Genomic DNA, 13,708 nt, shown 5'->3' on the forward strand with positions numbered 1-13,708 from the left:
GTAACGCGAACCATCAAACCACACGGTTGGCACTCGGTACGATCAGCGCCACCTTCAGCTACACGGTTTGCGCCGGTACGATCAGCACCGCCTTCAGCTACACGGTTTGCGCCAGTACGGTCTGCACCACCTTCGGCTACACGGTTTGCGCCGGTACGGTCTGCACCGCCTTCGGCTACACGGTTTGCGCCGGTACGGTCTGCACCGCCTTCAGCTACACGGTTTGCACCGCAGTACGGTCTGCACCGCCTTCGGCTACACGGTTTGCGCCGGTACGGTCTGCACCACCTTCGGCTACACGGTTTGCGCCGGTACGGTCAGCACCGCCTTCGGCTACACGGTTTGCACCGGAACGGTCAGCGCCGCCTTCAGCAACCATCGAGGAGTGAACGAATTGACCGTCAAACGTGAACTGAGGTTGATCGGATGGCAGAGCAAATACGCTGGCGGAGAGGCTGGCCAGGATCAGGCTGGCAAATACTTGGCTTTTCATTTTTCGGCTCCTTGCAGGGGCTGGTAAGTGGGTACGGAGCCTATGGTACTCACCGAGATTTTTCGTAGAAGTGAAAGGTCCCAATAGTCACCATCGATACGAATGATTGCTGGCTTTTCTCTTTTCAAATCAAGCCACTAGCTGCGCTAAACATAGGTAGAGACGAATTCCTGACACCCGTTTTTGACCGCCCGCCCAGCTTATTCGCGCTCCTTCTCCAGCAATTTTTGCTTGCGCTCGATACCCCAGCGATAGCCTGAAATGCCGCCATCGTTACGAACGACACGGTGACAGGGGATCGCCACAGCTAAAGAATTAGCTGCACAGGCACCGGCGACGGCACGAACAGCCAGAGGCGTTCCAATAACTTCGGCGACGTCGCGATAGCTAGCGGTTTTGCCGACGGGAATTGTTTGGAGCGCCTGCCACACGCGCTGCTGAAACGCCGTTCCGCGAATATCCAGCGGCAAGTTCAGCCCCTGGCCCGGTGCTTCGACGAATGCGACGACCTCGGCCAGGATTTGGCTGAATGCATCGTCGGCAGCTTCGATCTGAGCATTGGGAAATCGGCGGCGTAGGTCAGCTTCGAGCACGGGCGCGTTGTCATCAAACAGAATCGCGCAAATGCCGCGCTCACTTTGCGCCACCAGCAACGCACCGAGGAGCAGGCACCTAGGGCGTAGCGAATCCGCACACTAGCGCCACCGGCCTTGTAGGCTTTTGGAGTCATGCCTAACAGCTGATTAGCCACGGTGTAGAAACGTCCGCTGGAATTGAAGCCGGCTTCATAGAGCGCTTCGGTTACAGACCCACTCGCAGTGAGTTGGTCACGAACGCGATTGGCCCTGTGCGCGCTGGCGTAGCCTTTTGGCGTGACTCCGGTGATTGCTTTAAACAAGCGATGGAAGTGGTACGGACTCAGTCCGACCTGGGCGGCGAGCGCGTTTAGGGTCGGCGGCGATTCTGCTTGTTCGATTACGTGACAGGCACGCTCGATCAATGCGCGCTGCGTTTCATCAGGCGACCTCTGGTCAGGTTTGCAGCGCAGGCAGGCGCGGAAACCCGCGGCTTCGGCTGAGGAGCAGTCGAGATGGAACTGAACATTTTCGGGTAACGCCTGACGCGCCGAGCAGGAAGGACGGCAGTAGATGCCGGTGGAAGTCACTGCGTAGACGAACTGGCCGTCGGCGGCTTTGTCTCGCGCTTGCACGGCGAGCCAGCGCGGGTCGCTGAGCGTTTGGGCGATGCGGGTGTTTTTGTCGAGATTGGAACTCATCGAATAGCTCACGATTGGAAGCTGAGCGTACGGTATCAGGGGATCCACCCGGGGGGCATGCTGAATCTTGCTATCGAATTCGGACTTCCGTAGAGAGCGGAGCTGACTGGCTGGGCCCGCTCAGTTGGCGGCCGCTAAGTCGGCCGACATACTTGCTTTAGCTCAAGCTATCCAGATCAAGACGTCTGCGCAGACCTATTTTTCATCGCACAAAAACAAACCCCTACCCGTTTTCACGAGTAGGGGGTTTGGAATTTAAGCTTGACGATGACCTACTCTCACATGGGGAGACCCCACACTACCATCGGCGATGCGTCGTTTCACTACTGAGTTCGGGATGGGATCAGGTGGTTCCAACGCTCTATGGTCGTCAAGCAATTCGGGTGGAGCGTCGCGTTAGCGCAGCTCCAAATTGGGTATGTGATGATGCTGCGGGTAATTTGTGTGTTTGCCGAATTTTCGGTTTGTATCGTCTTCACACCATCAATTTGCGCTAAGCAAATTGCTTGGGTGTTATATGGTCAAGCCTCACGGGCAATTAGTATGGGTTAGCTCAACGCCTCACAACGCTTACACACCCCACCTATCAACGTCGTAGTCTTCGACGGCCCTTTAGGGGATTCAAGATCCCAGTGAGATCTCATCTTGAGGCTAGTTTCCCGCTTAGATGCTTTCAGCGGTTATCTATTCCGAACATAGCTACCCGGCGATGCCACTGGCGTGACAACCGGAACACCAGAGGTTCGTCCACTCCGGTCCTCTCGTACTAGGAGCAGCCCCTCTCAAATCTCAAACGTCCACGGCAGATAGGGACCGAACTGTCTCACGACGTTCTAAACCCAGCTCGCGTACCACTTTAAATGGCGAACAGCCATACCCTTGGGACCGGCTTCAGCCCCAGGATGTGATGAGCCGACATCGAGGTGCCAAACACCGCCGTCGATATGAACTCTTGGGCGGTATCAGCCTGTTATCCCCGGAGTACCTTTTATCCGTTGAGCGATGGCCCTTCCATACAGAACCACCGGATCACTAAGACCTACTTTCGTACCTGCTCGACGTGTCTGTCTCGCAGTCAAGCGCGCTTTTGCCTTTATACTCTACGACCGATTTCCGACCGGTCTGAGCGCACCTTCGTACTCCTCCGTTACTCTTTAGGAGGAGACCGCCCCAGTCAAACTACCCACCATACACTGTCCTCGATCCGGATAACGGACCAGAGTTAGAACCTCAAAGTTGCCAGGGTGGTATTTCAAGATTGGCTCCACGCGAACTGGCGTCCACGCTTCAAAGCCTCCCACCTATCCTACACAAGCAAATTCAAAGTCCAGTGCAAAGCTATAGTAAAGGTTCACGGGGTCTTTCCGTCTAGCCGCGGATACACTGCATCTTCACAGCGATTTCAATTTCACTGAGTCTCGGGTGGAGACAGCGCCGCCATCGTTACGCCATTCGTGCAGGTCGGAACTTACCCGACAAGGAATTTCGCTACCTTAGGACCGTTATAGTTACGGCCGCCGTTTACCGGGGCTTCGATCAAGAGCTTCGCGTTAGCTAACCCCATCAATTAACCTTCCGGCACCGGGCAGGCGTCACACCCTATACGTCCACTTTCGTGTTTGCAGAGTGCTGTGTTTTTAATAAACAGTCGCAGCGGCCTGGTATCTTCGACCGGCATGAGCTTACGCAGTAAATGCTTCACCCTCACCGGCGCACCTTCTCCCGAAGTTACGGTGCCATTTTGCCTAGTTCCTTCACCCGAGTTCTCTCAAGCGCCTTGGTATTCTCTACCCAACCACCTGTGTCGGTTTGGGGTACGGTTCCTAGTTATCTGAAGCTTAGAGGCTTTTCTTGGAAGCATGGCATCAACCACTTCGCGCTCTAATGAGCACTCGTCATCAGTTCTCAGCCTTAACCGCCCGGATTTACCTAAGCAGTCAGCCTACAACCTTAAACTTGGACAACCAACGCCAAGCTGGCCTAGCCTTCTCCGTCCCCCCATCGCAATAACTAGAAGTACAGGAATATTAACCTGTTTTCCATCGACTACGCTTTTCAGCCTCGCCTTAGGGACCGACTAACCCTGCGTCGATTAACGTTGCGCAGGAAACCTTGGTCTTTCGGCGTGGGTGTTTTTCACACCCATTGTCGTTACTCATGTCAGCATTCGCACTTCTGATACCTCCAGCAAGCTTCTCAACTCACCTTCACAGGCTTACAGAACGCTCCTCTACCGCATCACCTAAGTGATACCCGTAGCTTCGGTGCATGGTTTGAGCCCCGTTACATCTTCCGCGCAGGCCGACTCGACTAGTGAGCTATTACGCTTTCTTTAAAGGGTGGCTGCTTCTAAGCCAACCTCCTAGCTGTCTAAGCCTTCCCACATCGTTTCCCACTTAACCATGACTTTGGGACCTTAGCTGACGGTCTGGGTTGTTTCCCTTTTCACGACGGACGTTAGCACCCGCCGTGTGTCTCCCGTGCTCGCACTTGCTGGTATTCGGAGTTTGCATCGGTTTGGTAAGTCGGGATGACCCCCTAGCCGAAACAGTGCTCTACCCCCAGCAGTGATACACGAGGCGCTACCTAAATAGCTTTCGAGGAGAACCAGCTATCTCCGAGCTTGATTAGCCTTTCACTCCGATCCACAGGTCATCCGCTAACTTTTCAACGGTAGTCGGTTCGGTCCTCCAGTTAGTGTTACCCAACCTTCAACCTGCCCATGGATAGATCGCCCGGTTTCGGGTCTATACCCAGCGACTAAACGCCCTATTAAGACTCGCTTTCGCTACGCCTCCCCTATTCGGTTAAGCTCGCCACTGAATATAAGTCGCTGACCCATTATACAAAAGGTACGCAGTCACCCAACAAAGTGGGCTCCCACTGCTTGTACGCATACGGTTTCAGGATCTATTTCACTCCCCTCTCCGGGGTTCTTTTCGCCTTTCCCTCACGGTACTAGTTCACTATCGGTCAGTCAGTAGTATTTAGCCTTGGAGGATGGTCCCCCCATATTCAGACAAAGTTTCTCGTGCTCCGTCCTACTCGATTTCATTGATAAGAGATTTTCGCGTACAGGGCTATCACCCACTATGGCCGCACTTTCCAGAGCGTTCCGCTAATCTCAAATCAACTTAAGGGCTAGTCCCCGTTCGCTCGCCACTACTAAGGGAATCTCGGTTGATTTCTTTTCCTCAGGGTACTTAGATGTTTCAGTTCCCCTGGTTCGCTTCTTACACCTATGTATTCAGTGCAAGATACTTAACTTATGTTAAGTGGGTTCCCCCATTCAGACATCTCCGGATCAAAGTCTGTTTGCCGACTCCCCGAAGCTTTTCGCAGGCTACCACGTCTTTCATCGCCTCTGACTGCCAAGGCATCCACCGTATGCGCTTCTTCACTTGACCATATAACCCCAAGCAATCTGGTTATACTATGAAGACGACATTCGCCGAAAATTCGAAATACTCTTGATCTCTCAAGAGAACTCACAAATTTTACCTTAGCCTGAATAAACACCAGTGAAAGTGCTATCCAGTCTATCTTTCTATCACATACCCAAATTTTTAAAGAACGATAATACTTTCTAGTCAAAGACCAGAATTCAATATTCAGCCAACAGGCGAATACTCAATTCTGAACTTTACGTGTCGTCGTGGTGGAGCCAAACGGGATCGAACCGTTGACCTCCTGCGTGCAAGGCAGGCGCTCTCCCAGCTGAGCTATGGCCCCGTATCTGAGGCTTCTTCCACAACAATTGGTGGGTCTGGGCAGATTCGAACTGCCGACCTCACCCTTATCAGGGGTGCGCTCTAACCAACTGAGCTACAGACCCAATTGTTCGGGCTACTAGGCTGACAACTCGTCACTGATCCTCCTAAAACCTCTAGGACGACCCTATCGTCTTTCGCAATGAATCAAGCAATTCGTGTGGGAGCTTATAAGGAAGCTGATGTCGTCGATTAAGGAGGTGATCCAGCCGCAGGTTCCCCTACGGCTACCTTGTTACGACTTCACCCCAGTCATGAATCACACCGTGGTAACCGTCCTCCCGAAGGTTAGACTAGCTACTTCTGGTGCAACCCACTCCCATGGTGTGACGGGCGGTGTGTACAAGGCCCGGGAACGTATTCACCGTGACGTTCTGATTCACGATTACTAGCGATTCCGACTTCACGCAGTCGAGTTGCAGACTGCGATCCGGACTACGATCGGTTTTATGGGATTAGCTCCACCTCGCGGCTTGGCAACCCTTTGTACCGACCATTGTAGCACGTGTGTAGCCCTGGCCGTAAGGGCCATGATGACTTGACGTCATCCCCACCTTCCTCCGGTTTGTCACCGGCAGTCTCCTTAGAGTGCCCACCATAACGTGCTGGTAACTAAGGACAAGGGTTGCGCTCGTTACGGGACTTAACCCAACATCTCACGACACGAGCTGACGACAGCCATGCAGCACCTGTGTCTGAGTTCCCGAAGGCACCAATCCATCTCTGGAAAGTTCTCAGCATGTCAAGGCCAGGTAAGGTTCTTCGCGTTGCTTCGAATTAAACCACATGCTCCACCGCTTGTGCGGGCCCCCGTCAATTCATTTGAGTTTTAACCTTGCGGCCGTACTCCCCAGGCGGTCGACTTAATGCGTTAGCTGCGCCACTAAAGTCTCAAGGACCCCAACGGCTAGTCGACATCGTTTACGGCGTGGACTACCAGGGTATCTAATCCTGTTTGCTCCCCACGCTTTCGCACCTCAGTGTCAGTATCAGTCCAGGTGGTCGCCTTCGCCACTGGTGTTCCTTCCTATATCTACGCATTTCACCGCTACACAGGAAATTCCACCACCCTCTACCATACTCTAGCTCGACAGTTTTGAATGCAGTTCCCAGGTTGAGCCCGGGGATTTCACATCCAACTTAACGAACCACCTACGCGCGCTTTACGCCCAGTAATTCCGATTAACGCTTGCACCCTCTGTATTACCGCGGCTGCTGGCACAGAGTTAGCCGGTGCTTATTCTGTCGGTAACGTCAAAATTGCAGAGTATTAATCTACAACCCTTCCTCCCAACTTAAAGTGCTTTACAATCCGAAGACCTTCTTCACACACGCGGCATGGCTGGATCAGGCTTTCGCCCATTGTCCAATATTCCCCACTGCTGCCTCCCGTAGGAGTCTGGACCGTGTCTCAGTTCCAGTGTGACTGATCATCCTCTCAGACCAGTTACGGATCGTCGCCTTGGTGAGCCATTACCTCACCAACTAGCTAATCCGACCTAGGCTCATCTATTAGCGCAAGGCCCGAAGGTCCCCTGCTTTCTCCCGTAGGACGTATGCGGTATTAGCGTTCCTTTCGAAACGTTGTCCCCCACTAATAGGCAGATTCCTAGGCATTACTCACCCGTCCGCCGCTGAATCAAGGAGCAAGCTCCTCTCATCCGCTCGACTTGCATGTGTTAGGCCTGCCGCCAGCGTTCAATCTGAGCCATGATCAAACTCTTCAGTTCAAACATATCTGGGTTTTGTGAAAACCCTAAACTTGGCTCAGCAATCGCAAAAAACTCTCAAATTAACGAGTGTTACTTGTGATGCTGATAATCTGGTGACTATCAGTCTTACCTCACAAGCACCCACACGAATTGCTTGATTCAGTTGTTAAAGAACAGTTGGTTAAGCCTTTCGTCTCAACCGAGGCGCGCATTCTACAGCAGCCTCTTATTCCGTCAAGCGATTTCGAAAATTTCTTTTCAAACTCAACCGCTTGCGCTTCAGATCAACTTCAGTCTCTCGTCAGCGGGAGGCGAATTCTACAGCGTTTCAAACCGCTGTCAACCACCTCATTTACCGCTTTTCGATCAACTTACTCGACCGACCAACAAGACCAACCTTCAACCTTGTCAGCCCGGCGCATTCTACGCAGATCGCTCTGCTTTGCAACCTTCAATTTCAACCTAACCTATTGATTAGAAAGAACTTTTAGGAGCCTTCCGCGCCGGAAGAGGTGCGCATTATAAGCACCTGGGAAAAGCCGTCAAGCCATTATTGAAACGATTCTGAAATAAACCTAAATACCGAACGAGCGTGCCGGGAAACCCTCTTACCCATACGCCTCTATATATAGAAGGTGTAACGCCGCACTTGCGAACAGGACAACGCTTATGAAACTTCCCACCCTCGTGCGCCCGACAGCCACAGCCTTGCTGCTACTTATCCTGAATGGATGCAGCGTGTTCGGTTCGCGGGATGACGTCTATGTAGACCTAGTCGGCCTGGAGCCACTTCCCAGCCAGGAAATGGAAGCGCGATTTGCGCTGAAGTTGCGGGTGCAGAACCCAAATGAGCAGGCGATCCGTTATGACGGCATCGCCCTGGAGCTGCGGGTCAACGATCGCCCCTTCGCCAATGGAGTGAGCGATGAAAGCGGGGAAGTTCCGCGCTACGGTGAAAAGCTCATCTATATACCCATCACCATCTCAGCCTTTTCAGTACTGCGTCAGGCTTGGGGCGTTGCCTCCGCTGCACCTTCGGCCAAGGCCGCCGTGCCGTATGAGCTGAACGGCAAGTTGGGCGGCGGCCTGTTTGGAGCCGCGCGGTTCAGTGACAGCGGCAAGCTCTCCTTTCCAACGCAATAGCCTTAAGCAATCGCTGCCTGTTTGGCCAGTTCGTCGAACACTTCTGGCCGCAGCGCTGCTTCGCCTTTCTCATCCAACACTTCACGGGGATGTTCGCTGCCAGGAATGCTGCTATCCAGCAGACTGAGCAGACTCGCCCCACGCGGCGTTAAGACGAAGTTCTCACCATTACCGCCTTCTTCCTCCGGGCGCGGTTCGATAAAGCCGTCTTTAAGCAACAACGCTTCATAGTTCTGAGCGTCGGCTTTAAGCGTGTCGAGCTTTTCCAGCTGCACGCCTTCAGCGGTTTGGTCCGCAGCAAACTCTGCGGCGTATTCCCGTGGTTTGAACGGTTTGTAGGCGCCGTTCTGCACTTCGTGGAGCAGGCGCTCGATGAGGTCCCAGTTATAGGTAGCCATGTTCTCAACCTCCAACTTTCACTAAGTGATGCCGCGCGCCCAGAGACGCCGACTTGTCCTTCTTAAGTTGTGACCTACCCCGCCCATGGGCCGTTCAGGTTGATTTCGCCGGCACGCCTTCATCCGCCACCTTCTCGCCCGGCGACTTGCCGTCGCGTGCATGGTGCTCAATCACGGCGTTCAGCTCGGCTCCAAACAGCAGCACCGCCGAAGACAGGTATAGATAGAAGAGGAAAATAATGATCGCCCCGATGCTCCCGTAGGTGGCGTTGTAGTTGGCGAAGTTCTGCGCGTAGAACCCGAAGCCCAACGAAGCGGCAATCCAGCCGATCACCGCCACCAGCGACCCCGGCGTAATAAAGCGGAACTCCTGCTTCACATCCGGCGCCAGGTAATAAACCGTCGCCACCACCGCTACCAGCATGAACACCGCCACCGGCCAACGCAGCCAGTTCCACAGCACGACCACGATCTGCTCAATACCCAGTTGGTGCGCCAGCCAATTCATCGCCTGAGGACCGACCACCATCAGGCCCGCCGCAATCAGCAGCAACGCCGCGACCCCAATGATGTAAATCACCGATAGCGGAATTCGCTTCCACGCCGGCCGCCCCTCCTCCACCCCATACACCTGATTCATCGCCAACATCGTGGAGCGCACCGCGGCCGAAGCCGTCCACAGGGCGATAACAATGCTGAAGGAAAACAAACCCGCCTTTTGCGTTTGCAGATTGCTGATCGCAGGGTCGACCAATTCCATCGCCGCGCGAGGCAATACCAGTGCAGCTTGTTCACGCAACCAATCAAAGAACGGCTGTAAGTCGAGCACGCTGATTAACGCGATCAGGAACAACAAAAACGGGAATAAAGAGAAGAACAGCTGGAAAGCCAGTGCCGATGCGTAGGTCGGCAACTCGTCATCAAGAAAGTCGACCACCGTGCACTTAATGATTTCCCAGAAGGAAACACCGCGCAGATCCGGTAAAAACATGCTCAACCTCCGTGCGTTAGCTGCCTGCGGCGCCAGTGAAATAGCGCCGCGTCCACGGGTTTTGAGCACACGGGCGGCAAATCGGTTCGTGTAAAAATAAGCGCCCCCTGCCGGCCAACCGAAACGAGGGAAAACCCTATACACTATGCGGCCTTTTTTAGCGGTCTGAAGCCGAGGTTCCCGTGAGCACGTTGCCACCCTGCCCGAAATGCAATTCCGAATTCACTTACGAAGATGGCCAGCAACTGGTCTGCCCGGAATGCGCCCACGAATGGTCGGCCACTGCGGCAACGGACACAGGCGGCGAGAGCGACAAGGTCATCAAGGATGCCGTCGGCAACGTACTGCAAGACGGCGACTCGGTCAGCGTGATCAAAGACCTCAAGGTCAAAGGCACGTCGCTGGTGGTCAAGGTGGGCACCAAAGTGAAGAACATCCGCCTGTGCGACGGCGATCACGACATCGACTGCAAAATCGACGGCATCGGCCCCATGAAGCTGAAGTCCGAATTCGTCAAAAAAGTCTAACCACTTCCGGGCGGCCTACCGCGCCGCCCTACCCCGCCTTACTGCACCGGCAAGAAGTTCATAAACAGCAGCCCTTGCGCATAACTCACCCCCAGCCGCCGATAACGCTCATCGAGCACATCGGTGAGCAGGTCCAGGCGCGCGACAATCTTGCCGAACTCCACGGCAAAACTCAGGTTGCGAACATCCGGCGATAGCTCGTTCGACAACAGCCACGGGTTGCCCTTCAAGTCGTTACGACTGGCGAGCATCCACGTCGCCTTCTCGATATTGCGCGCAGCGTTGTGGATAAACTGCGGGTCGAGCTCATCGGTCATATAAAACTCGGTACGCCCGCCATGCGCCGTAATCAACATGCTGCCCAGCGCATAAACAAAACCACCCACCCGATCCCCCTTGTAGTCCACGCTCAACGCGTAGCTCAGCGCCTCAACGTCTTTACGGCCGCCGAGTTCAGGTAATGGAAGGTCTTTTTCGATAGCCAGCTGCACTTGTTTTTCCGCTTCTTCAAGCGTCGGCAAGCCGGTCTTACGCCACTCGCGCGGATTGCGGCGGTAGAGTTTGTCCATCAGGCGATAGAGGGTGTTGAGGTTGTTGCGCATGCCGATGGTGGCCATGCGGTCGGTGTGCGTCTGGAAGAACTCGCCCGGCTTTACCGCGCTTTTATTGCCCACAATCGAGTCGTGGTCTTGGTGCGTGGCGCAGCCAGAAACCAGCAAGCTCAGCACTAACGCCCAACCGCGCAATGCCCACCGCCCCGCGCCAGCTTCGTTGCGAAGCCTTGCGCGCCGCTGGGCGCCACTTGCTAGCAGGTTCATCCAATCCATGCGTCGTACAGTCATCCACTCAGGTGCTGTGCAGTGCAACTAGCTCAACGCTAGCAATAAAAATGCCGTGCCTGGTTATTTTTTAGGCACCCCAGCCAACACGCCTCGTCGCGTCGGCCTCAGGGTCTGACCGGCAAGTCGCGCAGAGGTTGCGCCGCCTGGCAAAACGCAGCGTTTGCCCCTACTGGGCATACCCTGCGCGCCGACTTCATTCCGTCATCAGCCCGTCACAACACCCGCGCAAGCTGCTCGCCGTCCGCACGCCAAAATCGCCCGTCGGTTACCGATCCTCCCAGCGTTCTGTTACAGCAGTGAGCCGCCATGAATCACACCCTTGAGGTTCCAGACCTGTTCGGTCTGCTCTATGGCTTTCGTTTCCGCCCGGGCGAGCGCGGCGAGGAAATCGACTCAAGCGCCGCCCTGTCCTGGCTTCAAGCGCCCAGCGATGACGGCGAATTCCTCTGGCTGCACCTCAACCTGGCACACGCGGCCTGCGAGCGCTGGATGATGGCGCACCTCGACCTACCGGAATATTTCTTCGAAAGCCTGCGTGAAGGCTCGCGCTCTACGCGCCTGGAGCACGTGGACTCGGCGCTGTTGGCGGTGGTCAACGACGTGGTGTTCAACTTCGACATGGTCAGCACCGACATCTCCACCCTGTGGGTCTGCGCACGCAGCCGCCTGCTGGTGACTGCCCGCCTGCAACCGCTGCGTTCGGTCGACAAGCTGCGCTCCTCAGTGAAACGCGGGGAACATTTCCGCTCGCCGCTGGAGGTGCTGGTTCACCTGCTGCGCGATCAAGGTGACGTGCTCACCGGCATCGTCCGCGAAACCAGCCTCAGCGTGGACGGCATTGAAGACCAACTGCTCGCCTCGCGCCTGAACAGCAACCGCGCCGACCTCGGCACCAAGCGCCGAGTGCTGGTTCGCCTGCAACGCCTGCTGGCACTGGAGCCGGGTTCGCTGATGCGCCTGCTCAACCGCCCGCCCGACTGGCTGCAAGACGACGACGTACGCGAACTTCGCGAAGCGACCGAAGAATTCACCCTGGTCATCAGCGACCTCACAGCCCTTGGCGAGCGGATCAAGTTGCTGCAGGAAGAAATCGTCGCCCAGCTCAACGAACAAAGTAACCGCACGCTGTTCACCCTCACCGTAGTCACCGTGCTGGCCTTGCCCATCAACATCATTGCCGGTTTTTTCGGCATGAACGTCGGCGGCATTCCGTTGGCCGATGACGCCGAAGGTTTCTGGATTCTGGTGGCGCTGGTGGCCACGTTCACGGCGCTGGCCGGACGCTGGGCCTTTCGCAAACGCAGCGATTACTAGCGCGCTGCGCTGTCATCCGCCTGCCATGCCCACGCTCTAGCATCGGCAGCCCAGCCCACCTACGCCCCGCTCTCCCACCTGAGGTGCAGACATGACCAACGACCAGCTGATGCAACGCATCCACCGTGAGTTGCAGGACTACGGCGACGAAGCATTGGAATTGGAACTGCTCGAAGACGGCCAAGACCTCGACGAACTGTTCCAGGGCCGCCCCGAAGACAGCGAAGCCAAGCGCGCCCGCAAGCGTTACTTCAGCGAACTGTTTCGCCTGCAAGGTGAGTTGGTGAAGCTGCAGAGTTGGGTGGTCAAGACCGGGCACAAAGTCGTGATTCTGTTCGAAGGTCGCGACGCGGCTGGCAAAGGTGGCGTGATCAAGCGCATCACCCAGCGCCTCAACCCGCGTGTGTGCCGAGTGGCCGCATTGCCCGCACCGAACGACCGTGAACGAACGCAGTGGTACTTCCAGCGCTACGTTTCGCACCTGCCTGCGGCGGGTGAAATCGTGCTGTTCGACCGCAGCTGGTACAACCGCGCGGGCGTCGAGCGGGTGATGGGCTTTTGCAACGACGAGCAATACGAAGAATTCTTCCGCAGCGTGCCCGAATTCGAACGCATGCTCGCGCGCTCGGGCATTCAGTTGATCAAATACTGGTTCTCCATTTCCGACAGTGAACAGCACCTGCGCTTCCTGGCGCGCATTCACGACCCGCTCAAGCAATGGAAACTCAGCCCCATGGACCTGGAATCGCGCCGCCGCTGGGAGGCGTACACCAAGGCCAAGGAAATCATGCTCGAACGCACCCACATCAAAGAAGCGCCTTGGTGGGTGGTGCAGGCCGACGACAAGAAAAAAGCACGGTTGAACTGCATCAACCACCTGCTAAGCCAGATGCCGTACGAGGAAGTGGAGCACCCGCAGGTGGAACTGCCGCAGCGGTTGCGGCATGAGGACTATGTGAGGAATCCGACGCCGTCGAGCATTATTGTGCCGCAGGCGTATTGAGCGGGAGCGTCGATGGCTGGGGGGCATAACGCCGAGTGTGCAACCCCACCCGTCATCCTCGCGAAGGCGGGGATCCAGAATCTTTCAGGTTACGTCGTTCAGTCCGAAAGCCTGGATTCCGAATCGTCGGACCGCCGCCTGCGCGGGAATGACGGTGGTTTGTGCTGCTGGCGCGGCTACAGACGAAGAAGCGCACAACCACACCCGTCATCCTCGCGCACGCGGGGATCCAGGCTCGT

The 13,708-nt window shown here is 55.7% G+C and carries 8 protein-coding genes, 2 tRNA genes, 3 rRNA genes and 1 pseudogene; 4 read left to right on the plus strand and 10 right to left on the minus strand.

The features are described from left to right. Positions 1–214: 214 nt before the first annotated feature. From ACZZZP_RS19805 to ACZZZP_RS19835, 7 genes and pseudogenes are all read right to left on the minus strand, one after another. Positions 215–493, minus strand: a complete 279-nt coding sequence (locus ACZZZP_RS19805) for a hypothetical protein (protein ID WP_463536790.1) — start codon at positions 491–493, stop codon at positions 215–217. Positions 494–693: 200 nt separating this feature from the next. Next, positions 694–1,769 (minus strand): annotated as a pseudogene (gene ada / locus ACZZZP_RS19810) (bifunctional DNA-binding transcriptional regulator/O6-methylguanine-DNA methyltransferase Ada). A 259-nt stretch (positions 1,770–2,028) separates the two neighbouring features. After that, positions 2,029–2,144: ribosomal RNA gene (gene rrf / locus ACZZZP_RS19815) — 5S ribosomal RNA — on the minus strand. A gap of 142 nt (positions 2,145–2,286) precedes the next feature. Further along, positions 2,287–5,176, minus strand: a 23S ribosomal RNA gene (locus ACZZZP_RS19820). Positions 5,177–5,425: 249 nt separating this feature from the next. Further along, a tRNA-Ala gene (locus ACZZZP_RS19825) sits at positions 5,426–5,501 on the minus strand. A 26-nt stretch (positions 5,502–5,527) separates the two neighbouring features. Then, a tRNA-Ile gene (locus tag ACZZZP_RS19830) sits at positions 5,528–5,604 on the minus strand. Positions 5,605–5,732: 128 nt separating this feature from the next. Further along, a 16S ribosomal RNA gene (locus tag ACZZZP_RS19835) occupies positions 5,733–7,269 on the minus strand. The 16S, 23S and 5S rRNA genes sit together here with 2 tRNA genes alongside, the layout of an rRNA operon. Positions 7,270–7,920: 651 nt before the next feature. Here ACZZZP_RS19835 and ACZZZP_RS19840 point away from each other — a divergent pair. Continuing rightward, a complete protein-coding gene (locus tag ACZZZP_RS19840) occupies positions 7,921–8,394 on the plus strand; it encodes an LEA/WHy family protein (protein ID WP_463383846.1) in 474 nt (157 codons plus the stop codon). Between the two features lie 2 nt (positions 8,395–8,396). On the opposite strand, the gene ACZZZP_RS19845 is transcribed toward ACZZZP_RS19840, so the two are convergent. Next, positions 8,397–8,792 (minus strand): transcriptional regulator, encoded by a 396-nt coding sequence (locus tag ACZZZP_RS19845; RefSeq protein WP_122493175.1) that lies wholly within the window; start codon positions 8,790–8,792, stop codon positions 8,397–8,399. Between the two features lie 94 nt (positions 8,793–8,886). Next, positions 8,887–9,783 (minus strand): YihY/virulence factor BrkB family protein, encoded by an 897-nt coding sequence (locus ACZZZP_RS19850; RefSeq protein ID WP_463384758.1) that lies wholly within the window; start codon positions 9,781–9,783, stop codon positions 8,887–8,889. A 182-nt stretch (positions 9,784–9,965) separates the two neighbouring features. Here ACZZZP_RS19850 and ACZZZP_RS19855 point away from each other — a divergent pair, with 182 nt between their 5' ends. Further along, positions 9,966–10,310, plus strand: coding sequence for a zinc ribbon domain-containing protein YjdM (locus ACZZZP_RS19855; RefSeq protein ID WP_122493177.1), 345 nt, complete (start codon positions 9,966–9,968; stop codon positions 10,308–10,310). 38 nt (positions 10,311–10,348) lie between these two features. Here ACZZZP_RS19855 and ACZZZP_RS19860 read toward each other — a convergent pair whose 3' ends face one another. Then, positions 10,349–11,152, minus strand: a complete 804-nt coding sequence (locus ACZZZP_RS19860) for a hypothetical protein (protein WP_463383847.1) — start codon at positions 11,150–11,152, stop codon at positions 10,349–10,351. Positions 11,153–11,458: 306 nt separating this feature from the next. Here ACZZZP_RS19860 and ACZZZP_RS19865 point away from each other — a divergent pair, with 306 nt between their 5' ends. Both ACZZZP_RS19865 and ppk2 read left to right on the plus strand, forming a co-directional pair. Continuing rightward, positions 11,459–12,466 carry a transporter gene (locus ACZZZP_RS19865; protein WP_122493178.1) on the plus strand — a complete coding sequence of 336 codons (1,008 nt, stop codon included), beginning with the start codon at positions 11,459–11,461 and terminating at the stop codon, positions 12,464–12,466. A gap of 91 nt (positions 12,467–12,557) precedes the next feature. Beyond that, positions 12,558–13,469 carry a polyphosphate kinase 2 gene (ppk2, locus tag ACZZZP_RS19870; protein ID WP_463383848.1) on the plus strand — a complete coding sequence of 304 codons (912 nt, stop codon included), beginning with the start codon at positions 12,558–12,560 and terminating at the stop codon, positions 13,467–13,469. The last annotated feature ends 239 nt before the right edge of the window (positions 13,470–13,708 follow it).

The sequence above is a fragment of the Pseudomonas sp. AC211 genome, from assembly GCF_979258055.1.

What these genes read in the sequence shown, in the direction of transcription:
- ppk2 (WP_463383848.1), top strand. Translation starts at nt 12,558, where the DNA reads ATGACCAACGACCAGCTGATGCAACGCATCCACCGTGAGTTGCAGGAC.
- ACZZZP_RS19840 (WP_463383846.1), top strand. Translation starts at nt 7,921, where the DNA reads ATGAAACTTCCCACCCTCGTGCGCCCGACAGCCACAGCCTTGCTGCTA.
- ACZZZP_RS19860 (WP_463383847.1), bottom strand. Translation starts at nt 11,152, where the DNA reads ATGACTGTACGACGCATGGATTGGATGAACCTGCTAGCAAGTGGCGCC.
- ACZZZP_RS19850 (WP_463384758.1), bottom strand. Translation starts at nt 9,783, where the DNA reads ATGTTTTTACCGGATCTGCGCGGTGTTTCCTTCTGGGAAATCATTAAG.
- ACZZZP_RS19865 (WP_122493178.1), top strand. Translation starts at nt 11,459, where the DNA reads ATGAATCACACCCTTGAGGTTCCAGACCTGTTCGGTCTGCTCTATGGC.
- ACZZZP_RS19805 (WP_463536790.1), bottom strand. Translation starts at nt 493, where the DNA reads ATGAAAAGCCAAGTATTTGCCAGCCTGATCCTGGCCAGCCTCTCCGCC.
- ACZZZP_RS19845 (WP_122493175.1), bottom strand. Translation starts at nt 8,792, where the DNA reads ATGGCTACCTATAACTGGGACCTCATCGAGCGCCTGCTCCACGAAGTG.